At 32.4% G+C, this 26202-nt stretch carries 24 protein-coding genes and 1 tRNA gene; 17 read left to right on the top strand and 8 right to left on the bottom strand.

The window, feature by feature from the left end:
• The first annotated feature begins 8 nt into the window (after nt 1–8).
• Nucleotides 9–1088, top strand: a complete 1080-nt coding sequence (locus tag B0A57_RS00895) for an HlyD family secretion protein (protein ID WP_034097764.1) — start codon at nt 9–11, stop codon at nt 1086–1088.
• 168 nt (nt 1089–1256) lie between these two features.
• Here B0A57_RS00895 and B0A57_RS00890 read toward each other — a convergent pair whose 3' ends face one another.
• The 3 genes from B0A57_RS00890 to gldA are packed head-to-tail and all read right to left on the bottom strand — an operon-like array spanning nt 1257 to nt 4199.
• Entirely contained in the window at nt 1257–2426 is a 1170-nt protein-coding gene (locus B0A57_RS00890) for a hypothetical protein (protein ID WP_034097415.1), read from the bottom strand.
• 57 nt (nt 2427–2483) lie between these two features.
• Entirely contained in the window at nt 2484–3296 is an 813-nt protein-coding gene (locus B0A57_RS00885; RefSeq protein ID WP_034097413.1) for a helix-turn-helix domain-containing protein, read from the bottom strand.
• A gap of 6 nt (nt 3297–3302) precedes the next feature.
• Nucleotides 3303–4199, bottom strand: a complete 897-nt coding sequence (gene gldA, locus B0A57_RS00880) for a gliding motility-associated ABC transporter ATP-binding subunit GldA (RefSeq protein ID WP_011962427.1) — start codon at nt 4197–4199, stop codon at nt 3303–3305.
• A gap of 283 nt (nt 4200–4482) precedes the next feature.
• Between gldA and B0A57_RS00875 the strand changes: the two genes are divergently transcribed.
• The 13 genes from B0A57_RS00875 to queA all read left to right on the top strand — a co-directional run bounded on the left by B0A57_RS00875 (nt 4483) and on the right by queA (nt 17971).
• Nucleotides 4483–5319 (top strand): prephenate dehydratase, encoded by an 837-nt coding sequence (locus tag B0A57_RS00875; RefSeq protein ID WP_011962426.1) that lies wholly within the window; start codon nt 4483–4485, stop codon nt 5317–5319.
• The gene (locus B0A57_RS00870) at nt 5316–6527 is read left to right on the top strand and encodes an aminotransferase class I/II-fold pyridoxal phosphate-dependent enzyme (protein WP_011962425.1); all 1212 of its coding nucleotides are present in this window, start codon (nt 5316–5318) and stop codon (nt 6525–6527) included. The genes B0A57_RS00875 and B0A57_RS00870 overlap by 4 nt, the downstream gene beginning before the upstream one ends.
• 119 nt (nt 6528–6646) lie before the next feature.
• Entirely contained in the window at nt 6647–7729 is a 1083-nt protein-coding gene (locus B0A57_RS00865; RefSeq protein ID WP_034097411.1) for a bifunctional 3-deoxy-7-phosphoheptulonate synthase/chorismate mutase type II, read from the top strand.
• Nucleotides 7730–7838: 109 nt separating this feature from the next.
• A complete protein-coding gene (rsgA, locus tag B0A57_RS00860) occupies nt 7839–8819 on the top strand; it encodes a ribosome small subunit-dependent GTPase A (protein ID WP_011962423.1) in 981 nt (326 codons plus the stop codon).
• Nucleotides 8820–8929: 110 nt separating this feature from the next.
• The gene (dtd, locus tag B0A57_RS00855; RefSeq protein WP_034097408.1) at nt 8930–9382 is read left to right on the top strand and encodes a D-aminoacyl-tRNA deacylase; all 453 of its coding nucleotides are present in this window, start codon (nt 8930–8932) and stop codon (nt 9380–9382) included.
• A gap of 43 nt (nt 9383–9425) precedes the next feature.
• Nucleotides 9426–12596: an Eco57I restriction-modification methylase domain-containing protein gene (locus B0A57_RS00850; protein ID WP_038465919.1), complete on the top strand. Its 3171-nt coding sequence runs from the start codon at nt 9426–9428 to the stop codon at nt 12594–12596.
• A gap of 12 nt (nt 12597–12608) precedes the next feature.
• Nucleotides 12609–13601 carry an AbiH family protein gene (locus B0A57_RS00845; RefSeq protein ID WP_038465916.1) on the top strand — a complete coding sequence of 331 codons (993 nt, stop codon included), beginning with the start codon at nt 12609–12611 and terminating at the stop codon, nt 13599–13601.
• A gap of 273 nt (nt 13602–13874) precedes the next feature.
• Nucleotides 13875–14057: a hypothetical protein gene (locus B0A57_RS00840; protein WP_034097394.1), complete on the top strand. Its 183-nt coding sequence runs from the start codon at nt 13875–13877 to the stop codon at nt 14055–14057.
• Nucleotides 14058–14292: 235 nt separating this feature from the next.
• A complete protein-coding gene (locus B0A57_RS12195; protein WP_165602392.1) occupies nt 14293–14451 on the top strand; it encodes a hypothetical protein in 159 nt (52 codons plus the stop codon).
• Between the two features lie 137 nt (nt 14452–14588).
• The gene (locus B0A57_RS00830; RefSeq protein ID WP_074460280.1) at nt 14589–14948 is read left to right on the top strand and encodes a GIY-YIG nuclease family protein; all 360 of its coding nucleotides are present in this window, start codon (nt 14589–14591) and stop codon (nt 14946–14948) included.
• A 199-nt stretch (nt 14949–15147) separates the two neighbouring features.
• Nucleotides 15148–15474, top strand: a complete 327-nt coding sequence (locus tag B0A57_RS00825; protein WP_011962417.1) for a nucleotide pyrophosphohydrolase — start codon at nt 15148–15150, stop codon at nt 15472–15474.
• A 44-nt stretch (nt 15475–15518) separates the two neighbouring features.
• A complete protein-coding gene (locus B0A57_RS00820; protein WP_011962416.1) occupies nt 15519–16748 on the top strand; it encodes a 3-phosphoshikimate 1-carboxyvinyltransferase in 1230 nt (409 codons plus the stop codon).
• Between the two features lie 173 nt (nt 16749–16921).
• The gene (queA, locus tag B0A57_RS00815) at nt 16922–17971 is read left to right on the top strand and encodes a tRNA preQ1(34) S-adenosylmethionine ribosyltransferase-isomerase QueA (protein WP_011962415.1); all 1050 of its coding nucleotides are present in this window, start codon (nt 16922–16924) and stop codon (nt 17969–17971) included.
• A gap of 109 nt (nt 17972–18080) precedes the next feature.
• On the opposite strand, the gene B0A57_RS00810 is transcribed toward queA, so the two are convergent.
• Nucleotides 18081–19280, bottom strand: a complete 1200-nt coding sequence (locus tag B0A57_RS00810; RefSeq protein WP_034097391.1) for an ABC transporter permease — start codon at nt 19278–19280, stop codon at nt 18081–18083.
• A gap of 1 nt (nt 19281) precedes the next feature.
• Nucleotides 19282–19674 (bottom strand): 30S ribosome-binding factor RbfA, encoded by a 393-nt coding sequence (gene rbfA, locus B0A57_RS00805; protein WP_011962413.1) that lies wholly within the window; start codon nt 19672–19674, stop codon nt 19282–19284.
• Nucleotides 19675–19883: 209 nt separating this feature from the next.
• Here rbfA and mce point away from each other — a divergent pair, with 209 nt between their 5' ends.
• Both mce and B0A57_RS00795 read left to right on the top strand, forming a co-directional pair.
• Nucleotides 19884–20288, top strand: coding sequence for a methylmalonyl-CoA epimerase (mce, locus tag B0A57_RS00800; RefSeq protein WP_011962412.1), 405 nt, complete (start codon nt 19884–19886; stop codon nt 20286–20288).
• A gap of 86 nt (nt 20289–20374) precedes the next feature.
• Nucleotides 20375–20448 (top strand) — tRNA-Ile (locus B0A57_RS00795).
• A 133-nt stretch (nt 20449–20581) separates the two neighbouring features.
• Here B0A57_RS00795 and B0A57_RS12190 read toward each other — a convergent pair.
• The 3 genes from B0A57_RS12190 to B0A57_RS00780 all read right to left on the bottom strand — a co-directional run bounded on the left by B0A57_RS12190 (nt 20582) and on the right by B0A57_RS00780 (nt 23101).
• Complete coding sequence (locus B0A57_RS12190) at nt 20582–20785, bottom strand: hypothetical protein (protein WP_074460273.1); 204 nt, start codon at nt 20783–20785, stop codon at nt 20582–20584.
• 98 nt (nt 20786–20883) lie between these two features.
• Entirely contained in the window at nt 20884–21972 is a 1089-nt protein-coding gene (gene bioB / locus B0A57_RS00785) for a biotin synthase BioB (RefSeq protein ID WP_011962410.1), read from the bottom strand.
• Nucleotides 21973–22168: 196 nt separating this feature from the next.
• Nucleotides 22169–23101, bottom strand: a complete 933-nt coding sequence (locus tag B0A57_RS00780; RefSeq protein WP_034097387.1) for a bifunctional riboflavin kinase/FAD synthetase — start codon at nt 23099–23101, stop codon at nt 22169–22171.
• A gap of 248 nt (nt 23102–23349) precedes the next feature.
• Here B0A57_RS00780 and B0A57_RS00775 point away from each other — a divergent pair, with 248 nt between their 5' ends.
• Nucleotides 23350–26181 carry a T9SS-dependent choice-of-anchor J family protein gene (locus tag B0A57_RS00775; protein WP_227117465.1) on the top strand — a complete coding sequence of 944 codons (2832 nt, stop codon included), beginning with the start codon at nt 23350–23352 and terminating at the stop codon, nt 26179–26181.
• Nucleotides 26182–26202: the final 21 nt, after the last annotated feature.

Genomic DNA, 26202 nt, shown 5'->3' with positions numbered 1-26202 from the left:
TCATCGCAATGAAAAACAAAAAAACAAATAGCAAATTTATACTTATTTTCTCAGTCCTAATACTATTAGGAGGAACATACGGAGTTTACAAATATATGCACGCATTAGCTCACGAAACTACAGATGATGCGCAGATCGAAAAAAACATGAATCCTATAATCCCTAGAGTTTCAGGATATATTACTAAAGTATATGTAAAAGACAATCAATCTGTAAAAAAAGGCGATACCTTATTTACTATCGACAACAGAGATTATAGCATCAAAATAGAAGAAGCCAAAGCAGCCTTAATTGGTGCCGAACAAGGTTATGCAGTTTCAAAAGCAGATATAGGAACCGCACAAGCAAATGTATCTGTATCTGATGCCAATGTGCAATCGGCAAGCGGAAATATCGAAACTGCCAAAATTAGACTAAACAGAGCTTCAAATGATTACGAACGATACAATAATTTATACAAAAATCATTCGATTACAAAACAACAATTCGAACAAGCAGAAGCAACAAAACTAGAAGCACAAAGCCAATTACAAATTTTACAAGAACAACAAAAAGCTTCAACCTACCAGAAAACAGTAGCTTCTTCTAGATCTAATGTATCCTCTAAACAAGCCGAAGTAGCCGCTGCAAATATCAAACGTGCACAAGCCATTTTAGAATCTGCAAAACTAAACCTAAATTATACTGTTGTTACTGCATCAATAGACGGGCAAGTATCTAAAATAGCCATCCAACCAGGACAATTTATTCAACCAGGACAATCCCTATTTTATATCATAAACAACCAAGAAGTTTGGGTAATTGCAAATTTTAAAGAAACACAACTAAGCAAAATGGTTGAAGGTCAGAAAGTAACTGTAAAAGTAGATGCTTTTCCAGACACAGACTTCTCAGGAACAATAACTTCATTTTCACCAGCAACAGGCGCTCGTTTTTCTATATTACCGCCAGATAATGCTACGGGAAATTTTGTAAAAACAATACAACGTTTGCCCGTAAAAATTAGCCTCGATGCAACTAATGAAGCGGCAAAAATAAAATTATTACGTCCGGGAATGAACGCAGATGTAGATGTTCACATAAAATAATTTTTTACAGATTACTTAAAAAAAAATCCTTTCAAATCCTTGGAAAATAAAAATTAAGAAATTACAAAAAATTATTAGGAGCTATTTCCTGCTATCCGTTACAATCTTTTTTTCGGCGAAAAGCCTCAAAAAAGGATTTCCACTACTATCAGGGCTAGGGCTGTTGTGCTATTTCGACATTTTTATTAATTCCCAAACTTTGTCATTATAATTAGCTTTCGTAATTCCTGTTAGTTTTTCAAGAGATTTATAGTAATTTTCGTTTCCTTTCTCTAATTTACCACAATTTAAAAACTCCCAAACACCTGCAAAACCTTTTTCTTTTTCAATTTTTCGAATCAGTAAAGCATTTACAACATAGTCTGCATATAAATATATTTCAGGCGTATTAAAATTTAGCGGTTTCTCTTTACATACAGCCCAATCGGTATTTGCATTAGAGGCTACTTTATCTTTAAATTTTGCAAAAACATCCTTCCAGCTAATACCCCAACTACCACCGCCATATATATAAGCACAACCTTCGTCTATAGGTCTATTTATTTTGCTTCTTGAAGCTACCGAATATAAACTGTTGTGCCAAGTATCGTGCGGGTCGAAATCATTAAAAGTTGAACTATTATTACCCAAAACATAAAGTTTTCTGTCGCCAAACGAAGAACTCCAAACACTTTCTTTTCTTCCGTTATAATCTAATTTATAATCAACCCCAATTAACTTTTGCATTTCAATTATATTGTCTGTACAATAGTACTCGGTTGTTTTCTGAGTCGATTTTAGTTTCAAGTCAAAAGAAGCAGTAAGTTTGTTAAACTCTTTTGTTTTTACTTTGTTGATCGTTTGTTTGTAATGAAATATATTATTACCAACCTTTTCTGTTTTCCAATCTTTCGTGTTTCGTAAAAGCAAAGAAGAAAACAAAAAGGAATGAGCTGTTTTATGAGCAATTAATTCGAAACTTGCTCTTAACATTGGTTTGTTTTCATAAATACCAATATACGAAAGTTGAATATAATATTCATTATCATTCAGTTTAACAACATTGGTTAAATAAGGTTTATAAAAATTATCGTCTTTATATTTGCCGCTTTTTTCAATGCCATTCATTTCGTCGAGCAAAATATAAGTTTCTATCCTTTCCGAAATTAGAACATTGTTATTTTCGTCGTTTGGTTTTTCTTTAGCAATCAATAAATCATTAAGAGATGTTACTAATTGTTTGGCAACTAAACTGTCTTTTGGCAACGAAATAGTATTGTCTGTAATTAAGGGGTTATTTTGCCCAACGGTTATTGTAAGACAAAAAAAGGTAAAGAGAAAGGTAAAACAGTTTTTCATTTAAGTTATAATTTTATTAAATTTTCAATTACAACAAAGTTACAACAGCTTTATTACTTATGCTTGTACAATATTGCAATTGCTTTTGTATGCTGTAGGAGATAAATTAGTATAATATTTAAAAAATTTACAAAACTGAGCATGATCATAAAAACCAACTTCTAAAGCTATTTGCCCAAAAGGGATTCCTTGTATAAGTAATGATTTGGCATGATTTATTCTGTGAATTAAAATATAAGAAGCGGGAGTAATTCCTGTTTTTTTCTTAAAATAACGTATAAATTGATACTTGCTCAGTTTGCTTTCGTTAGCCATTTTTGCAATATCAATTTTATCTGAAAAATTTAGCCGTGCATTTTCAATACTATCATCAATAGCATTTTTACTTTCAGTAGCAATTATGATGTTTTCTGCTAAAAAGCCTTTCGAAATTAAAATTTCGATTAAATTTTTTAATTTCTGTTCAAGAAGATTTTCATTGTGCTTGTCATCAAAAAAACGCAATACAGCAGAAGAAACTAAAGGATTTGTTATTAAATCATTTGTAAAAAGCAAATTAGTATAGTTTTTACCTGTTATTTCTTTCGAAAAATAATTTATAACATCAGTATTTACATAAATCATTTTATAAAGACAATCACTAGTGTCAATATTATTATCTGAATGCACTTGATAGGGATTTATGATGCTAACACTGTTAGAATGCACAAGTTGAGGTGTTTCTTCAATAACACTTTTTTTAATGCCATTAGATAATAAACCAATGCAAACAGTATCATGAAAATGATTAGGCAACAAAAATTCTTTAAACAATGATTCTTTAATTTCAATAGCATCAAATTGTGTGTATGTATTTGTTTTTATATACATACACTGCTACTTGGTCATTTCCCTAAAAATACTTTCTAAATTTTTACTTTTCAAATTTAGTTGCAAAGTTTTTAAACCATTTTCATGGGCAAAATCGAAAACTACTGGGCGCATATCTGCTTGGGTAGCAAAGGAAAGTTCCCAAACTAAACCATGCAAGTTTTTATACGATTGAATATTTGGTAATTTATCAAATAATTTTTCGGCTATAACTTTATCAAATTCAACTTCAATAATTTGTTCTGTTTTTTCGGAAACCAATAGATCAAGATTCTTATCGGTTACAATTTTTCCGTGGTTTATAATAATCACACGATCGCAAATAGCTTCTACTTCCTGCATAATGTGTGTCGATAAAAAAACCGTTTTATCTTTACCAATATTTTTTATCAAATCTCTAATCTCAACCAGTTGGTTGGGGTCTAATCCAGTGGTTGGCTCATCTAAAATTAAAACATCAGGATTGTGCAAAAGCGCAGTTGCTAACCCCACACGCTGACGATAACCTTTAGATAATTGCCCAATTTTTTTATGACTTTCTGGCAACAAACCTGTTAAAACAATTACTTCTTCGATACGAGATTTTGCAACTTTATATACATCGGCATTAAAAGCCAAATATTCTCTAACATACAACTCTAAATACAACGGATTGTGTTCTGGCAAATACCCAACTGATTTTTGTACCTCTAATTGGTTTGCATTTACATCAAATCCATTTACCATAGCCAAACCGCCATCGGCATTAATATAGGTCGTCAAAATTTTCATTAAAGTCGATTTTCCTGCACCATTTGGTCCTAAAAAACCTACAATTTCTCCTTTTTTAACTGAAAAAGAGATATTATCTAACGCTTTCTGTGTTCCGTAATTTTTAGAAATATTTTGAACTTCGATTGACATAATATAGAAATTTGTAGCAAAAGTAAGAAGAAAAGAGCCTCAAAAATTTCGACAAACTTATTTTTTTTTCAAAAATGTATTTTGATACCATTTTTTTAGTATGTTTGTCATTCAAATCGCTCAAAAAAAGCAATGAACACAAATAATACATTTTATAGCAACAATTCTTTTTATTTCTATTGGAACATAGGAAGGGATTGTTATATGGTTATTTGATTAGAAAATTAAATTAAAAATATAATATACAATCCCGTCTTTTAGGCGGGATTTTTTTTTGCTCATTATGGAAATAGAAATAAAAAAAATTGCAATTCAGGGAATAGAAGGTTCGTTTCACCATCAGGTTGCAGCGACTTTGTTCGACAAAAATATTCCTTTAGAGGAATGTATGTCGTTTGAACTTTTGGTAAAAAGCCTCAAACAAAACACCTCTCAAAAAGGAATTATGGCTTTAGAAAACTCTATTGCAGGTTCGATAATTCCAAATTATGCCCTAATTGATGCTAATGATTTACATATTATTGGAGAATATTATTTAGATATTCACATGAATTTAATGGTCTTGAAAGGTCAGAAAATAGAAGACATTACCGAAGTTCACTCCCACCCAATCGCCTTACTGCAATGTGGTGTTTTTTTTAAAAATTACCCTCATATCAAATTAGTTGAAAGCGGAGACACGGCCGAAACTGCCAGAAGAATTCAACAGCAAAAACTAACAGGAATTGGTGCAATTGCTAGTCCAATTGCTGCAGAAATGTACGATCTAGACATTATTGCTTCCGGAATTCATACTATAAAAAGTAATAAAACACGTTTTGTGATTGTTAAAACCCAAAATAAAGAAATTTCGAAGGAACAAATTAATAAAGCGTCTATAAAATTTGAATTAGATGATACCCCAGGAAATTTAGCAACAATTCTCAATGTGATGAATAATTGCAAATTAAATTTAACTAAAATTCAATCGATGCCTATAATTGAAACCCCTTTTCAGTATTCTTTTTTTGTAGATATAGTTTTTGCAAAATACAAACATTACGAAAAAGCAAAAAAAATATTAGAATTAATGACAACCCATTTTAAAGTATTAGGAGAATACAAAAAAGGAGCACAATGATACCAATAGCAAATAGATTAAAAACAGTCGAAGAATATTATTTTTCATCAAAATTAAGAGAAGTACGAGAACTTATTAACCAAGGAAAACCTATTGTAAACATGGGGGTTGGAAGCCCAGATTTGCAACCCTCAAAAACAGTTACTCAAGCCATGCAAAAGGCTATTTACGAACCTGTTGCGCATCAATATCAATCCTATCAAGGCCTACCAGAATTGAGACAGGAAATGGCTAATTTTTACAAAAATAATTTTCAAGTTAACTTAAATTTCAACAATGAAATCTTACCCCTAATGGGCTCTAAGGAAGGAATTATGCATATTTCACTTGCTTTTTTAAATAAAGGCGACGAAGTATTAATTCCAAATCCAGGCTATCCTACTTATACTTCGGTGACAAATTTAGTAGAAGCAAAACCCATTTTTTATGATTTGACAGCAGAAAACAATTGGGAACCCAATTTTGAAGCTTTAGAAAAAACAAATTTAACCAAAGTAAAACTAATGTGGGTAAATTATCCACACATGCCAACGGGAGCAAGAGGAAGCTTACATTTGTTTGAAAAATTAATAAATTTTGCTAAAAAACATCACATTTTAGTTATAAATGACAATCCGTATAGCTTTGTTTTAAACGATAATCCAATTTCAATTTTGCAAGCAAAAGGAGCAAAAGAAGTTGCGTTAGAATTAAATTCGTTGTCTAAAACTTACAATCTGGCGGGTTGGCGAGTAGGAATGGTTTCTGGAAATTCACAATATATTGATGCCATTTTGAAAGTAAAAAGCAATATAGATTCGGGCATGTTTTACGGCATTCAAAAAGGTGCCATCGAAGCATTAAAACTAGACAAATCATGGTTTGAGGAACAAAATAAGATTTACCACAAACGCAGAAACTTAGTTTTTCGACTATCAGATAAGCTAAACTGTTCTTATAATAAAAAGGCAGTTGGGCTATTTGTTTGGGCAAAATTACCCGAAGAAATAACTAATACCGAAGATTTTGTAGATAAATTATTATATGAAAAAGATCTATTCATCACACCAGGAACAATTTTCGGGAGTAACGGGGAGGGTTATATCAGATTTTCACTATGTGTTTCCGAAGAAAGAATTGAAGAAGCATTAAAACGTTTTCAAAAATCGATACCCCTTTCAAAAACAAACAAACCTAAAGAAAACTTCAATATTGCTCAAATTCCTTAAATCCGAATTCTACAAATAAAAGACTTAAATCATTAAAAAAAAACAATAAAAACCTCAAAATTGTAAAATTTCTTCATGAACTTTGCGAACACCTTTGTGGTTAAAAAAAAACAAAAACTATGGAAAATAGCACCTCATTACGCACTTGGTTAGACGACTTCAAATTATCACACCCACTAGTAATAGCAGGACCATGTAGTGCAGAAACAGAAGAACAAGTACTAAAAATTGCACACGAATTAAAAAATTCTGATGTAAGTATTTTTCGTGCCGGAATCTGGAAACCACGCACACGACCTGGCGGATTTGAAGGCGTTGGGGAAATTGGGCTAAAATGGTTACAAAAAGCCAAAGCCGAAACAGGTTTGCTCATAGCAACCGAAGTAGCAAATGCCACCCATGTAAAATTAGCATTAGAACATGATATCGATGTTTTATGGATTGGTGCCAGAACAACCGTAAACCCCTTTGCAGTACAAGAAATTGCCGATGCGCTACAAAATACCAACAAAATTGTCTTGGTAAAAAACCCAGTAAATCCAGATTTAGCCCTATGGATTGGTGGTGTAGAACGGTTGTATAATGCGGGAATAAAAAAATTAGGGGTTATTCATAGAGGATTTTCTACTTACGAAAAAACAAAATACCGCAACATTCCAGAATGGCAAATTGCCATCGAATTGCAAAACCGTTTTCCAGATTTGCCACTAATAATAGACCCCTCGCATATAACAGGAAATCGAAACATGATTCAGGAAGTATCCCAGCAAGCACTCGATTTGAATTATGATGGATTAATTATAGAAACTCATACCGATCCAGATAATGCCTGGAGCGATGCAGCACAACAAGTAACACCAACTGTCCTGAAACAAATTTTTGAAGATTTAAAAGTCAAAAAAACAACAGTCGAAGAAGATGGTTATAACACCGAAATGATAAAACTTCGTGCTAATATTGACATTTACGACAGTAAAATTTTAGAAATTTTAGGCAATCGTATGAAAATTGCCGAACAAATAGGAGCCCTTAAAAAAGCCAACAATGTAGCCGTTTTGCAAAACAAAAGATGGAACGAAATTTTAGGAAAAATGATTCTTGACGGAGAAGAAAAAGGACTAAGCGAAGAATTTATTTTAAAAATGTTTAAAGCCATTCACCAAGAAAGCATTACACACCAAGAGAAGATTATTAACGCCTAAAAATCACGAATTATATCTTAAAATTAATCGTAATTTTGCAATTCGTAATTATCTGAATTGGTTTTTTTTAGAGAAATCTAAAATTTAAAATCTAAAATCTAAATCTAAAATGACAGGAATCGTTTATAAATCTACAGGAAGTTGGTACACCGTAAAATCGCTGCAAGGCCATTTTATGGAATGTCGCATAAAAGGAAAATTCCGAATGAAAGGGATTAAAAGCACCAATCCAATAGCGGTTGGCGATGTTGTCGATTATGATTTAGATGAAAATTCCGATGTCGTAACGGGAACAATAACCAAAATTCATGACCGTAAGAATTACATCGTACGCAAATCAGTCAATTTATCGCATCAAATGCACATTATTGCATCTAATTTAGACTATGTTTTCTTACTAATAACCATCAATAATCCGCCAACAACAACTAATTTTATAGATCGTTTTCTAGTTACTGCCCAAGCTTACGGCATAGAAACAATTTTGGTTTTTAATAAAATAGACACTTATAACGAAGCTATGCTAGACGAGCAATTGTTTATGCAATATATTTATCAAGAAATTGGATACAAATGCCTACGTGTTTCATCTACCGAAGGAAAAGGAATCGAAGAACTCAAAAACATAATGAAAAACAAAGTAACTATGTTTTCAGGACATTCGGGCGTAGGAAAATCGACATTAGTAAATGCAATGGAGCCAACTTTACACTTAAAAACAAAAACAATTTCCGAACAAAGCAAGCAAGGACAGCACACCACGACATTTGCAGAAATGTATGATTTGTCTTTTGGAGCCCAAATTATAGACACGCCAGGAATAAAAGGTTTTGGTATTGTAGATATGGAAAAAGAAGAAATTTCAGGCTATTTTCCAGAATTTTTTAAACTCAAAGACCAATGCAAGTTTAACAATTGCTTGCACAAAGACGAACCAAAATGTGCTGTTAAAGACGCGTTAGAAAAAGACAAAATTTCCTATTCACGATACAATAGTTACCTGAAAATACTAGAAGGCGACGACGAAACCTATCGTACCGATATTTATAATGATGATAGAATTGCGAGTGACGAAACGAGGAATAAGTAAATTCAAAAATCAATTATTTTAAACACCGATTTTAGAAATTTCCCTAATTTTATAAACTGTGTCCTAAAACCAAAAATCAATTTCAAATAAAAACATAATTCACAATTAATTTGAAAGTAGTCATTCAAAGAGTTTCTCAAGCATCGGTAACAATCGATTCTAAAATAGTAGCTAAAATTCAAAAAGGCTTATTAATTCTTGTAGGTATTGAAGATTCAGACAATCAAGAAGACATTAATTGGTTATCCTCAAAAATAATCAATCTTCGCATTTTTGAGGATAAAAATGAAGTAATGAACCTTTCGGCAAAAGATATAAACGGCGAAATCATTGTCGTTTCTCAATTTACACTTCAGGCGCTGACCAAAAAAGGAAACCGACCCAGTTACATCAAAGCATCGAAACCAGAAATTGCCATTCCGTTATACCAAAGTTTCGTTTCGCAATTAGAAACTGAATTAGGTAAAAAAGTACAAACAGGTATTTTTGGAGCAGATATGAAAGTTTCTTTAATAAATGACGGACCAGTAACTATAATTATAGACAGTAAAAATAAAGAGTAAAAACGCAATGTTTTTTAGTTTTAGCCAGTAATATAAATTTAATATGTCATTATTTCAAAATTCAGTAGTATCTAAATACTTAAAAAACCAAAACGCAACTTTGCTTGTACAAAAATGGGAAGCTTATAAAAACCATTTCCTAAACCTTAAAGTTCAGGAAGACATTAAAGGTTTAAAAGAAGAACAATACCAAGGCGAATTTTTAGAAGACTTGTTTGTTAAAATATTAGGCTACACTAAGCCAGCCTCTTCTACCGAAACAAAATTTAATCTTACTACCGAATATAAAAACGTAAAAGACAGCAAAAAAGCCGACGGTGCCATTATTATAAACGACAAAGTAATAGCAGTAATAGAATTAAAAGGCACCAATACAACCGATTTAGGAAAGATTGAAACACAAGCGTTTGGTTACAAAAACAACCAACCCGATTGCGTGTATGTAATTACTTCTAACTTTGAAAAAATCCGATTTTATATAGACAATGCCATCGAGTTTTTAGAGTTCAATTTGTTTCAACTCACAAAAACCGAATTCGAATTATTGTATTTATGTTTGGCTTACGATAACCTTTCTAAAGGCATTGCAAAAACCATAAAAGACGAATCGGTAAGCCAAGAAGACGTTATTACCAAAAAATTATATAAAGATTATTCGCTTTTTAAACGAGAATTATATCAAAATTTAGTGGCTTTAAACCCACAATATGAACCCATTGAACTCTTTAAAAAATCGCAAAAATTATTAGATCGTTTTTTATTTATTTTCTTTGCCGAAGACCGAAACTTATTACCCACCAATTTAATTTTCCGCATTAATAAAGAATGGCAAAACTTACGCACTATGCGTATTGAAGTGTCTTTGTATGATAGATACAAAATATATTTTAACGATTTAAATTCTGGTGCCAAAGTACAATTACCAGCCTTTTCGCAAACGACTTCAAACGTTGTGGAAGAACATCAAATTTTTGCCTACAATGGCGGATTGTTTAAAGCCGATGCTATTTTAGACCATATTAAAATTGACGATGCTGTTTTATTTAAACATACCGAAAATTTAAGTAATTACGACTTTGCCAGCGAGGTCGATGTAAATATTTTAGGACATATTTTCGAAAATTCGTTAAACGAGTTAGACGAAATAAAAGCACAATTAGAAGGCGAAAGTATAGACAAAACCAAAACCAAACGCAAAAAAGACGGCGTTTTTTACACCCCAAAATACATTACCAAATACATTGTAGAAAACACCATTGGTAAGTTGTGCCAAGAAAAGAAAACCGAATTACAATTAGTAGATGAAGATTACACAACCGATAAAAAACGACAAAAGAAAACCTTACAAGCTTTAATTGATAAAGTAGAAACCTACAGAAGTTGGCTCTTGCAACTCACCATTTGCGACCCAGCTTGCGGTAGTGGTGCGTTCCTGAACCAAGCCTTAGATTTTCTTATTGCCCAACACCAATATATAGACGAGCTAAAAGCCAAATTATTTGGCGATACTTTTGTGTTGAGCGATGTAGAAAATAGCATTTTAGAAAACAACCTTTTTGGAGTAGATTTAAACGAAGAAAGTGTAGAAATTGCAAAACTTTCACTTTGGTTACGCACCGCACAACCCAACCGAAAACTAAACGATTTAAGCAGTAATATACAATGTGGCAACTCATTAATTGACGACCCTAAAATTGCTGGCGACAAAGCTTTTAATTGGCAACAAAGCTTTGAAAAAGTATTTGCAAAAGGTGGTTTTGATGTGATTATCGGTAATCCGCCTTATGGTGCAAGTTTTAGCACCATCGAAAAGGATTATTTGAGAACGAAATTTTCTGAAATTCACGTTAGAACACCTGAATCATTTAATTATTTTATCAAGCAAATTGTTGAGATAAATATTGATAAAGGAATATGTTCGTTTATAATACCATCAAGTTTTTTAAATCAAATCGAATTTGAAAAGACAAGAAAATTAATTTTAGAAGAACATTCAGTATGTACAATTCTTAATTTAGGTGACAATATTTTTTCAGACGTTGCAACTCCAACTTGTATTATAACATTGTATAAAGAGAAAATAAATGTCGAAATTTCATATTTTGACTTTACTAAAGTTGACAGAAAATTGTTGCCATTAGAAATTAATAATTCTTCAATTTTAATTACCAATGAAAGCTTATTAGCAAATCAATCTTTTAGTTTCAATTTTAAAACGAATAGTAATCTTATAAAAAAATGTTATAAGAATAAGTCTATTTTAAAGGAGATTGTTGAAGATGTAGCGACAGGAATTAGTCCAGGTTTAGGAGAAGCTTTTGTTTTAGATTCTAAATTAGCAATTGATAATAATTTAGAAGATAATATTTTAAAAAAATTAATTATCGGAGGAGAAATAAACAGATATAATTTAACACCTTTTTCTAATAAAAAAATTATTTATTTTTCGTCTAAACTTGACATTAAAGATTTTCCTAATATTTTAAATTATTTATCACAATATAAAGACAAATTAGATAATAGAGTTGAAACAAAAAACGGAGTAATTCCTTGGTATGTAATGTTAAGACCGAGAAGACAAAAATTATTTGATAACCCTAAAATTCTTATAAGACAGACAGCTGATAGAATTATTGCTTCTTATGATACCGAACAATGGTATTGTTTAAAAAGTGGTATTATTATTCAATTATCAACTGATTCTAAAATTAGTTATAATTACCTACTTACTATTTTAAATTCCTCTTTAATGGATTTCTTATATAAGGATTTAGTAAATGAAGAAAATAGAGTTTTTCCTGAAGTTAAACCAATTCAATTATTTAAGTTACCAATTAGTGTTGTGAATACTGAAAAACAACAACCCTTCATAGAAAAAGCAGACCTTATGCTTACCCTAAATAAAACCTTACAACAGCAACAAGCCAAAGTTGTCAATATGTTGCAAAGAGATTGTGGTTTAACAAAACCCACTAAAAAGCTAGAAATTTGGTACGAGCTAACGGTACAAGATTTTTTTAAAGAATTGGCAAAAGCAAAAATTGTACTATCGGCAATACAAAAAGATGAAGTACAAGAGTATTTTGAAACCTACCAAAAACAAGCCATTGCCACAAAAAACCAAATAACAGCCACAGACAAACAAATTGATGCCATGGTGTATGAGTTGTATGGATTGAGTGAAGAGGAAATTGAAATTGTTGAGAATAGTTAAAAGAGTAAGAATATGAATATAGTTTATTTAATAGGGAACGGATTTGATTTAAATCTAGGAATGAAAACGAGTTATAAAAATTTCTATGAAAATCATTATTGTTTGGAAAAATCTCCGAATGATAATATTGAAAAATTGAAAAAAGAAATAAAAGGAAATATAGAAAGCTGGTCTGATTTAGAAATAGCATTAGGGAAACATACAGAAAAGATTAATACTTCAATTGAGTTTGAAGAAATAAGACAAGACATTATATCAAACTTATCTAAATATTTAAAAGGACAAGAAGAATTATTTGATTTTTCTAAAGCAAACAAACATGAACTTATTACTGATATTTGCTCACCTTTTATAAAATTAAGAAATGGGGAAAAAGAATTTTTTAAAAATTTATTGACTCCTATTAAACATGAATTAGCTGAAATTGATTTTATTTCGTTAAATTATACTTCAACACTTGATAAATTAATTGAAGAATCTGTTGAAAAAAAAATGAGCGTTAATCAAGCAATAAATAGTTATTCAATAGTAAAAAATGTAAAACATATTCATGGCACATTAGACGAAAGAATGATTATTGGTGTAAATGACATATCGCAAGTAACTAATTCTAATTTTATAAATGATGAAGATTTTATTGAATCTTTTGTAAAATCAGAATATAATAAGTCTTGTAGTCATTTGGTTGATGATGAGTGTATTAAGTTAATTAATAAAGCTGGCATTATATGTGTTTTTGGAAGTTCATTAGGAGAAACGGATAAATTTTGGTGGGAATTAATTGCTAAAAAAATTCTTGAAGATAATAGTCAAATGATAATATACCATTACAATCCAAATATTCATTCAGAAAACAAACTATTTGAAAATTCAGTTACAAAAGAAATAAAGAAAATAAAAAATAAATTCATTTCTCTACTATCTAGCCTTTCTAACGAGGAAAAAGAAAAAATTAAAAACAATATTTATGTTGGAGTGAATACAGGTTTTTTTAGTATGAATTAAATAATTTAAAATATAAGATTATGATTAAAGGAATTATTAAGTTTTTTAAAAAATTTTACGAAAAAGAAGTGGATTACACATTTGAATTTGAATTTTCAATTTATGATGTTGCATTACTATTGTTAATTGCTTTTGTAGTGTTTAAATTATTGATATAATTAATAAAGATAAAAACCGAATTGATAAGACAACTTTTAAGCAATTGGTTGTGGTAATCGAATTTTAGTAACTGTTTAACGACAATTTAGTAATAGAAAATTTAAAAAAACAAATATGAGTTTAGTAAAGTATTCGGAAATGTTATCTGAAATTGAAAATACAGAAAATCATCTATTATTAGGTAATGGTTTTAATTATTCTTTAGGAGTAAATACAGGGTATAAGAATATTTTTGAGGTTATGAAAGAACATAATCCAATTTATAACACTCTAAATATTGAAAATGATAATTTTTAGTTTTTAAATAATAGATTCGTAAAGGATAATGCGATTCCTCCTGCGTCGGAATGACAAAAAAAACGAAACAAAACGCAAAATTTGTCATTCCGAGGTATTTTTGTCATTCCGACGAAGGAGGAATCACATCAAGTAAACCCAAAACAAAACGCAAAATTTGTCTTTCCGAGGTGTTTTTGTCATTCCGACGAAGGAGGAATCACATAAAGTGCGTCACACAAAGTAAAAATAAACTATGCGATTCCTCCTGCGTCGGAATGACAAAAAAAACGAAACAAAACGCAAAATTTGTCTTTCCGAGGTATTTTGTCATTCCGACGAAGGAGGAATCACATCAAGTAAACCCAAAACAAAACGCAAAATTTGTCTTTCGAACGCAGGAGGAAACACATAAAGTGCGTCACACAAAGTAAAAATAAACTATGCGATTCCTCCTGCGTCGGAATGACAAAAAAAACAGAACAAAACACAAACTTTGTCTTTCCAACGCAGGAGGAAACACAACAAGTATTGACAATAAATAGATATAAAATGAACAATACAATGATTGAATATAACGAAGGAAGTCATATATATTATGTTTATATCATTACAAATAAATATAGGTCAACTTATTATATTGGAGTTACCAATAATTTAAGCATCAGATTACAGCAACACAAAGAAAATATTGAAAAAGGAATTAAAACTTTTGCGTCTAAATATAATATTGAGTTTTTAGTTTATTACGAAAAATTTACTTGGATACAACTTGCAATCGCGAGAGAAAAAGAACTTAAGGGTTGGCGAAGAGAAAAAAAGTTAGATTTGATTAAATCTTTTAATAACAATTTTGAGTTTTTAAATGATAGATTCGTAAAGAATAATGCGATTCCGCCTGTGTCTGAATGACAAAAAATGAAACAACACACAGTTTGCCGTTCCGAAGCAGGAGGAATCACACAATACTAATAAAATAAAAGATGATGATGTGATTCCTCCTGCGTCGGAATGACAAAAAAAACAGAACAACACACACCGTTTGTCATTCCGACGCAGGAGGAATCACATAAAGAAATTCACATAAAAAAATAAAAAAATAAATAAACAAATGAACCTAAAAAACGCCCAACTCGAAGTAGATAATTGGATAAAAAACCACGGTGTTCGGTATTTTAACGAACTCACAAATATGGCACAACTTACCGAAGAAGTAGGCGAAGTAGCCCGTATTATTGCCCGCCGTTATGGCGAACAATCTGAAAAAGAATCCGACAAAAACAAAGATTTAGGCGAAGAACTTGCCGATGTGGTTTTTGTAGTTTTGTGTTTAGCCAACCAAACAGGAATAGATCTGCAAGCTGCTTTCGACAAGAAATTAGATCTAAAAACAAATCGGGATCACGACCGCCATCATAATAATGAAAAACTAAAGTAAAGTCTTAAACTTGTTATTTCTCGAAATAACAAAAAACAATAAAAATGAATTTACATCTTCATTCAATAATAATTAATCAACAATCAACAATCAAAATCTCTGGTTCAAAATCTGAAACCAATAGATTATTATTATTACAAGCCTTATATCCAAATATAACTTTAGACAACATATCTAGTTCAGATGATTCGCAAGTAATGATTAAAGCACTTGCCTCTAAAACTCAAGAAATAGATATTCATCATGCAGGAACTGCCATGCGGTTTCTTACAGCTTATTTTGCTCAAAAAGAAGGCAAAGAAGTAATTCTTACTGGTTCCTCTCGAATGAAAGAACGACCAATAAAGATTTTGGTCGAAGCTTTGCAACAACTAGGAGCGGAAATTGAATATGTAGAAAATGAAGGTTTTGCGCCCATAAAAATTGCAGGAAAAAAAATTGTTCAACATAAAATTTCGCTTCTAGCAAATGTAAGCAGTCAATATATTTCGGCATTATTGCTAATCGCTCCAAAACTCGAAAACGGATTAGAATTAACCTTAGTGGGGGAAATTGCCTCTACACCATATATTAAAATGACTTTGGCTTTGCTGAATGATTTAGGAATTGAAACTTCATTTATTGACAATAAGATTTCGGTATTACCACAATTCATAATTCATAATTCACAATTTACAATTGAGTCAGATTGGTCCTCGGCCTCTTACTTTTATTCGATAATTGCATTGTCAGAAATAGGAACACGAATTACCTTATCAAGCTACAAACAAAATAGTTTGCAAGGCGATTGCGTATTGGCAGAAATTTATAAGGATTTTGGAGTCGAAACGGTTTTTAATCTCAATAAAACAATATCAATTACAAAAATAAATAATTGTCAATTATCAACTATCAATTATCAATTAAATAATGCTCCAGATATTGCTCAAACCATTGCTGTTACTTGCTTCGGGCTAAGAGTGGGCTGTCATCTTACAGGTTTGCATACTTTAAAAATAAAAGAAACCGATAGATTAGAAGCGCTAAAAGTCGAATTAACCAAATTGGGCGCAACAATTTCTGTGACCAATAATAGTTTAACATTAGAGGGTTCGTCAAATATACATTCTGATATAAAAATTAAAACCTACCAAGACCATCGTATGGCAATGGCATTTGCACCATTAGCATTAAGAACTTCAATCATTATTGAAGATGCTGGTGTTGTCTCAAAATCGTATCCAAATTTTTGGAACGATTTACAAAGTATAGGTTTTCGAATTAATGAGATATAAAAAAACGTATAAATTTGTATAAATCTGAGTTATAAGCTCTCTATTATCTGTGTTTCATAAAAATAAACCCAAAAACACTTGACAACGCCTATCTCACAATCGTATATTTGCAAACGATTTAATTTTAGAACTCAAAAATCTAAAATCTAAAGTCTGAAATCTAAAATTTTACTATGAAGTTATCTCATTTCCAATTCAATTTACCAGACGAATTATTAGCTGAATATCCTGCCGAAAACCGTGACGAATCACGACTAATGGTTGTAAATAGAGCAAAAGGAACCATAGAACACAAAATGTTCAAAGATGTTTTAGACTATTTCGACGAAGGAGATGTTTTAGTTTTAAACAATACTAAAGTTTTTCCAGCACGTTTATACGGAAACAAAGAAAAAACAGGTGCCAGAATAGAAGTTTTCTTACTCAGAGAACTTAATGCCGAACAGCGCCTTTGGGACGTTTTGGTAGATCCAGCTCGTAAAATTCGTATTGGAAATAAACTATATTTTGGCGATGACGATTCGTTAGTTGCAGAAGTAATAGACAACACAACATCACGAGGAAGAACCTTACGTTTTCTTTATGATGGTTCTTACGAAGAATTTCGCAACAAACTAACAGAACTAGGAGAAACACCAATCCCAAAATATATATCTCGCGAAGTAACACCCGAAGATGCAGAGCGTTACCAAACCATATATGCAAAAGAAGAAGGTGCAGTAGCAGCACCAACTGCCGGCTTGCACTTCTCTAAGCACTTAATGAAGCGTTTAGAAATAAAAGGAATTCAATTTGCAGAAGTAACACTTCACGTAGGTTTGGGCACTTTTAATCCAGTAGAAGTAGAAGATTTATCTAAACACAAAATGGATTCTGAAGAACTAAAAATAACACAAGAAGCTTGCGATATTGTAAATGCTGCCAAAGAAAGAAAAAGCAGAATTTGTGCCGTAGGAACAACCTCGATGCGTGCCATAGAAAGCTCAGTTTCATCAGCAAGAACACTAAACCCGTATGATGGTTGGACAAATAAATTCATTTTCCCTCCACACGATTTTAGCCTAGCAACCTGCATGATAACAAACTTTCACACACCAAAATCTACACTAATGATGATGATATCAGCATTTTGTGGTCATGATTTAATGAAAGAAGCTTATGCAGAAGCCATCAAAGAAAAATATAAATTTTATTCCTATGGTGATGCCATGCTAATCATTTAAAAATAATATTTCAAATACAAAACCTTTCAGTACTGAAAGGTTTTTTTATACCCTTCTCATTTTTATTTAGCACCCACCCGAGCAAAAGAAGAACTAGCAAAGAGAAAAATTATTCCAACAATTTTTTGCTCACACGACTACTAGCAATAAAAGAAGCTATAAAACCCAATACTATAATAGTTACCAGAACAATGGCAACATTTTGCAAATTAAAAATTACGGGGTAAGCTAACGATTCAGAAATCATAACTACCTTATAAAACTGCTGTATTAGCACTATTATTATCCCTAAAAACAAACCCAAAAACCCACCAAAAACAGTTAGCAAAGTACCTTGCAGCAAAAATATTTTTCGCAAATCAGCAATTGGAGTTCCTATATTATATAAAGTTCTCAGATTGTCTTTTTTATCCAGAACCATCATGATAATAGCACCTGCAAGGGTAAACAAGATAAGAACAATAACTAAAGTACAAATAAGATAAAGAACCGTATTTTCTGTATTTAGCATTTTATACAAACTATCATTCTGTTGCGCCCTATTTTTAATAATCACCTGATTGCTAAAAACCACATTCAAATCATCAACAACAGTTTCGCTTTTTGCTTTTGAAGATAATTTTATCTCGAGTCCAGAAATCTGATTGGGTTTAAATTCTAGTAATTCTTGAGCAAGCTCTAAATCGGCAAAAACATATTTAGAATCCAGTTCGTCATTTACGGCATAAATCCCAATAGGAACTAAATTCGACTTATTAAAAGCATTTTCGGGATTAGAAATGGCGCCTTTTCCAGGCTTTGGCACAAATATTTCGAACGCATTGTCTAAATCGAACAAACCCAAAGACAACTTCTGAGCAATCATATTACCTACAACCACCTGAGGCGTTTTTGGCACAAGCCATTGCCCTTCATACATTACCTTACTTACATTATTTACAAGATTATACTGGCTATCAACACCTTTTAGGTAAGCAACCTGCTCTTTATTTTTATACAAAAACAACACTTTTTCCTCGATAGTTTTACTACAAAAAGCAATATCCGTATTAGCACCAATCCTTCGTTTCTGATCTTCCGAAATAAGAAACGACTTACCATACTTTGGTATTATTTTCAAATCTGGATCAAAATTATTACTAAACGACAAGCTAAACTCTTTTAGCCCGCTAAAGATAGACATAAAAACAAAAAGAACCATAGCACCAATTACAATACCGCCCAAAGCAATCTTAGAAATAATATTAATTGCATTATTACTACTTCGGCTAAAAACGTAACGCTTGGCTATGTAAAAAGGAAAATTCAAATTATATCTTCTTTCTTTTCTCTAACAAATCACGATTTTCAATAGGATTTTCTTTCCCCGCAAGCGCATTGTCAATTTTTTCGATATAATCTAAACTATCATCAATATAAAAAGCCAAATTAGGAACCTTACGCAACTGCAAACGCACACGTTGCGACAAATCATGCTTAATCAAGTACATATTAGACTTTATAGATTCTAAAATTTCAGGTGCTTTTTCTTGCGGAAAAACACTCAAATAAACCCTTGCCACGCCTAAATCTGTAGTTACACTCACCTTAGAAACCGAAATAACAAGATTCGAAATCCCGTTCTTACGAATCTCACCCTGCAAAATATCTACCAAATCCTTCTGAATAACACCGCCTATTTTTTTCTGTCTATTTGTTTCCATACCGCAAAAATACGATATTTTAGCGAAAAAAAAGAACACTTATTACAAATACATTTTCAAAATTAGAAGCGAAACACTTGGGCATTTTCAGCAAATTACGTTCCCGCTATCCGTTGCAATCTCGCCAAGAAAAATGGCGAGGATTTTCACTACTATCGGGGCTATTTTAGGAAATGAACTCTATTTTTGCGAACTTTGGTAAAAAAACCATGAGAAAAATAGAACACATAGGAATCGCAGTAAAAAATTTAGAAATTTCCAATCTAATTTTCGAAAAACTATTTGGCACACCATCATACAAACAAGAAGAAGTAGCAAGCGAAGGCGTAAAAACCTCCTTTTTTATGAACGGCCCCAATAAAATAGAATTATTACAAGCCACAAATCCAGAAAGTCCCATTGCAAAATTCCTAGAAAAAAAAGGCGAAGGAATACACCACATCGCTTTCGATGTCCAAGATATCCTTTCAGAAACAGCTCGTTTACAGTCAGAAGGCTTTATTATTCTAAACGAAACCCCTAAAAAAGGAGCCGACAATAAACTAGTTGTTTTCTTGCATCCCAAATCTACAAATGGCGTTTTAATAGAATTATGTCAAGAAATTGAAAAATAATTTTGAGAATCTCAAAAAATGTAGTAATATTGCAATCTCAAATAAGTCTTATGTGTTATTCATAAGCACAAGACAAAACAAAAACAGGTCCTATAGCTCATTCGGTTAGAGCAACTGACTCATAATCAGTAGGTGCTTGGTTCGATTCCAAGTGGGACCACTTCAATTTCATAAAACCTTTCAATTCGTTGAAAGGTTTTTTTTGTTGTTATTTTATTGTAAATTAGTTGGTTGAGTCAATTTTTTCAACTACTATTGTACAGAAATAATTTTAAATTAAAATTTTATAATTTCTAAGACAAACAAGCTATTAGAAAGTTTTTTATATATTTTACAATTATGAAGCCCATCCCAAAAAAACTAACCTTAACCTTACTAGCTACCCTATCAGCTGTTTTTACGCATGCTGCCCCTCCATCTGGACCACCACCACCAGCACCACCACCACCCGGATTTCCTATTAACAATGGCATTTTATGGCTAGCATTTGTAGCCATAGCATACGGTTTTTATACACTTAGAAAATTTAAACTACAATCTAAATAAAAAAGGTACACAAAACGTGTACCCTTTTTTTTATATAAATAATTCTTTGTTAGTTTTTTCCTTTTCCAGACAATTCTAGATTTTTCTCTATAGTATGACTTGGCCTTGACCACTTTGGTTTTTCCCCTAATGATTCATATCGAGAATCTTTTGCTTCAACTGTGGTAGGTTGCGATACTTTAGTAAATGGTTTTTGAGGATTTAACCCCAACATTTCAAACATTTTCATATCCTCATTTACATCTGGATTTGGTGTTGTAAGCAATTTATCGCCTGCAAAAATAGAATTTGCTCCCGCAAAAAAGCACATTGCCTGACCTTCTCTAGTCATATTCATCCTTCCTGCCGAAAGACGTACTTGTGTTTCGGGCATAATAATACGGGTTGTAGCTACCATACGAATCATTTCCCAAATTTCTACTGGTTTCTCTTCTTCCATCGGGGTACCTTCTACTGCAACTAAGGCATTTATTGGCACAGATTCTGGTTGCGGACTTAGTGTAGACAAAGCTACTAGCATTCCTGCTCTATCGCCTATACTTTCTCCCATACCTATAATTCCGCCGCTACAAACAGTAACATTTGTTTTTCTAACATTGGCAATAGTTTCAATTCTGTCTTCAAAACCTCTTGTCGAAATTACTTCTTTATAATATTCTTCAGAAGTGTCTAAATTATGATTGTAAGCATATAATCCTGCTTCTGCTAGTCTGTGGGCTTGGTTTTCGGTAATCATACCTAATGTACAACAAACTTCCATATCAAGCTTGTTAATAGTTCTTACCATTTCTAAAACCTGATCAAATTCTGGCCCGTCTTTTACATTACGCCAAGCAGCTCCCATACAAACTCTAGAGGATCCTGAAGATTTTGCACGTAGTGCTTGCGCTTTTACTTGCTGCACACTCATTAAATCATTCCCTTCAATATCTGTATGATACCTTGCAGCTTGCGGACAATAGCCGCAATCCTCTGGACAACCACCTGTTTTTATAGAAAGTAGCGTAGAAACCTGAACAACATTTGGGTCATGATATTCTCTGTGGATAGAAGCTGCTTCGTAAAGCAAGTCCATCAATGGTTTATTGTATATGGCAATTATTTCTTCTTTTGTCCAATTATTTCTCATTACACTCATAATAGTATCTTATAAATAGGGGTCAAAAATAAGGATTTCGGTTTAAAGTTTTACGTTCCTAATTCATTTATACTTAAAAATGTTTTCACGAATGGTTTTTGCTTGGTTACCATAAAATTTTATATCTGTTAGCAACTAGCAACCAAGTCACCCATAATAGCATTAAATACTATCATAATTACGAATACCTGACAATCTAACGACGGTTAAAAAAATAGTCTAACGATATAATTTTATCTTGTTGCAGTTGCCTTTTTAGTTCTTCAATCGAATTAAATTTAACTTCTGCTCTTATAAATTCACAAACAGAAATTGTAATTTCTAAATTGTACAAATCTTCATTTAGATTAAAAAAATGAACTTCTATAGTTGTGTTTTTTCCATCCACAGTGGGTTTTGTACCAATATTCATCATGCCTTGATGGTTTTTTCCTTGCCATGATCCTTCAACAATATAAACGCCATTTTTAGGTATAATTTTTTGAGTATTTTCTATACTAATATTGGCAGTAGGAAAACCAATTGTGCGTCCAAGCTGTTGTCCTCGTATCACATTTCCTGCAAAGAGATAATTATACCCTAAATATTGGTTGGCTAATTTTATATTTGCGTCCTGAATTGCTTTTCTAATTTTAGTCGAGCTAATAGAAATCTCATCTATTTCTTTAGCAGAAATTTGCTCTACATCGAAATGGTATTTTTTTCCAAAATAAATTAAATCATGTATATCGGACGCTCTATTTTTTCCGAAACGATGATCGTAACCAATAATTATTTTTTTAATATTTAGCTGATCTACTAAGATATTTTTTACAAAATCTTCGCCAGTTAGTTCAGAGAAACTAGCATCGAAAGGATGTATGATTAAATTATCAATTCCTTTTTTTTCTAACAGGGCTATTTTTTCGGCATTAGTATTCAGCAATTTAATATTGCTTTCTACTTGCAAAACGCTACGAGGATGCTGCGAAAAAGTGAGCACTACACTTTCTAGATGCTTATTTTGGGTGTTATTTAAAAGTCTGCTTATAATTTTCTGATGCCCTAAATGAACCCCATCAAAAGTACCAAGAGTAGCAACGGTTTTTTTTTCGCATTTAAAATCTGAAATAGAATAGAATACTTTCAAAGGAAATTAATTTTAAAGAACAAATATAAGCTTAAGTTTTGAATTTCAAAGAAGACTACCAAAGTATAACAAAACCTTCGTTTGCCCATCAAAACAATGAGAAATATAAAAAAATTACCGTCTAAATTTATTATTGTTTAAATTAAAACGCTTCAAAAAAACGAATAGTATATTTTTCTCGTTAAAAAAATTGTGCAATTTATAATTAATGAATACTTTAGCATCCAATTTTAACCCTAAATTCAATTATGATGAAGAAAAATACAAGTAAATTGTTGTTTATCTTAGCGTTAGGTTTTGCTTCTAACACAGTCGTAACAGCACAAGAAAATGCTTCACAAGAGCCTTCAAATGGATATGTTAGATGCTACACTACCGAACACGAGGCCGATTTGAAAGCCAAATATCCAAACCGTCAAACAACCCAAGAGTTTGAATCTTGGTTAGCACCTCAAATAGAAAAAATAAAAGCAGATAGACGCGCAGGAAAAAACATACAAACCGTATATAACATTCCTGTTGTAATACATATTATTCATGATGGAGACGCCGTTGGATCTGGAGAAAACATTACCGATGCTCAGGCAATTTCTCAAATCACAGTAATGAATCAAGATTATAGAAGAATGGCATCAACACCAGGTGGTGCAAACACTACCAATTTGGCTGTAGATGTAGAGATCAACTTTGTATTAGCACAAAAAGACCCTGCAGGAAATCCTAGCACAGGAATAGTTAGACACACAATTATCCCACCTACAAATGATTATCCTGACGGAGCAAATGGCAACGATTGGGAATTAAAAGCAGATGTTGAAAACATGAAATCCAACACGCAGTGGGATCCTACAAAATACTTGAACATGTGGACCATAAGACCTGGCGGAAACAGTTTGTCGGCCACACAAAATCCAGGGCTATCAGGACTTCTTGGCTATGCACAATTTCCTAGCACCTCAGGACTTACAGGACTTAATACCAACGGAGGACTAGCTGCTACCGATGGTGTAATAGCTGCTTTTGATGCAATGGGTACAAATGCAGCAAACGACGGGTCTTTCGCACTTAATCCTACCTATAACTTAGGAAGAACCATGACACATGAAGTAGGACACTGGCTAGGTTTACGCCATATTTGGGGTGACAACAATACTTGTCCTGCCGCAAATACAAGTGCAGATAAAGATTTCTGCGCAGATACTCCAGCAGCAAACGCACCAAATTACGCATGTACTTTAACAGCTAATACTTGCCCTACAACTCCAGGAAATGACCAAGTTCAGAATTATATGGACTATACTAACGATGCTTGTATGGATACTTTTACCAACGATCAGAAAACACGTATGCAAACTGTTATGGCAGTAGCCGACAGAAGAGGAACGCTAAACGCTTCAACAACTGCAATAGCTCCTTCTGCGGGTATTTACTATAAAAAAATAAGAAACACTTACTCCCCTGTTGAGGCTACAAATTGCTCTTATACAGATATTTCATACCCAGTCGCTATCATTAAAGCACCTTCGGCAAATGCAGTAGTTACTTTTAATGTAAATCCAGCTACAACTGCTGTTGTAGGTAAAGATTTTGACATTATGACCCCAACTGTTACACTTGCAACTGGCGCAACTACACCGCAAAATCTAACAGTTAGATATTATAATGACGGTGTAACCGAAGCTACTAAAAAAATAGTAATAGGTATGACTGTAAATGCAAGCGGTGGCGATGCAGTGATCATCCCTGGTTATGGCGAAGAAGACAATCCATCTTTATTAACGTGTACTATTTTAGACAATGATGTTGCCCATGTTGCAACACAGCAAACAACTGTTTTTAGTGAAAACTTTGACGGAGCCACCATTGCACCAAGAACACTAACTGACAGAGACGGAGATACTAAAAATTGGGGAGTATATAGCACTTCTGCTGGATCTGTTGCCGCTGGAATAGTAGGAAAATTTGCAGGTTCTGTATCCTATCAAAACGCAGCACTAACTCCAGACAATTTAATGACCTTTACAAATGCTATTGCAGTTCCAGTTGGAGCGCCTTCTTTATCATTTACCGTTTCTACACGTTTAGCTACTGATTTTGCTGAAAATTATGCGGTTTATGTAACAACATCTAATGACCCTAATACAATCGTTCAGCAAAATCCTGTATTTACAGAAATTATAGCTGTAGGAAAAACAGCTATAATAAATACTGTTGATTTATCTGCTTTTGCAGGTCAAAATATATATTTAAGTTTTAGACATTTTGATTGTACTGATCAATTTATATTAATGCTAGATGATATAAAGGTGTACAATACAGCTCCTGCTGACATCCAAGTAAATGTAAATACCGCAACACAATACCAAGCTTCAGTAAACATTGAAGGTACTGTGTACGCTAAAGACGCAACAACAAGTAAAGCAATTGCCGACTTAATAAGCACCACTAATTTTGATTACGGTTGTACAACCGTAGCAGTTACCAGAGATCAGGTAACAGCAGGAGCAACAGCTGTTAATTATGCTGCAAATACAGCTAACAATCAAAAAGTAATGGCAAAAACAGTAACAGTTACAGCAGGCACAAATAATGCTGCTGGAGCTGGAAGTATCAAGTTTTATATTTCTGAAGCAGAAATTGCAGCTTGGGAAACAGCAACAGGAAATTCTAGAACAGCATTAAAAGTAATCAAACAAGGAACCGCTTCGGTATTGGCTACAACGGCTGGAACATTTGGCCCAAACACTACTTTGACTGCTACAATTTCTAACGGATTAGGTGGGGTTTATTATTTTGGAACTGCCGCTACTTTAGGAAAATCAGATTTTGAATTTGAAAACTTCTCTATGTATCCAAATCCAAACAAAGGTAATTTTGTTTTAAAATTTACGCCAACTTCAACTAATGATATTAAAATAAATGTTTGCGATATTAGCGGGCGTGAAGTATATGAAAAATCTTTTTCTAATACTGGGGCTTTCAATCAAAACATTAACTTAAACAAAGTAGAAGCAGGAATTTATTTAGTATCTATTAGCGATGGAGCTAAAAAAACTGTAAAACGTATTGTTGTAGAATAAACAACAACACACTAAAACGCA

It is taken from the genome of Flavobacterium psychrophilum DSM 3660 = ATCC 49418, from assembly GCF_002217405.1.
GTDB lineage: Bacteria > Bacteroidota > Bacteroidia > Flavobacteriales > Flavobacteriaceae > Flavobacterium > Flavobacterium psychrophilum.
This window is presented reverse-complemented; position numbering and strand designations above follow the sequence as displayed.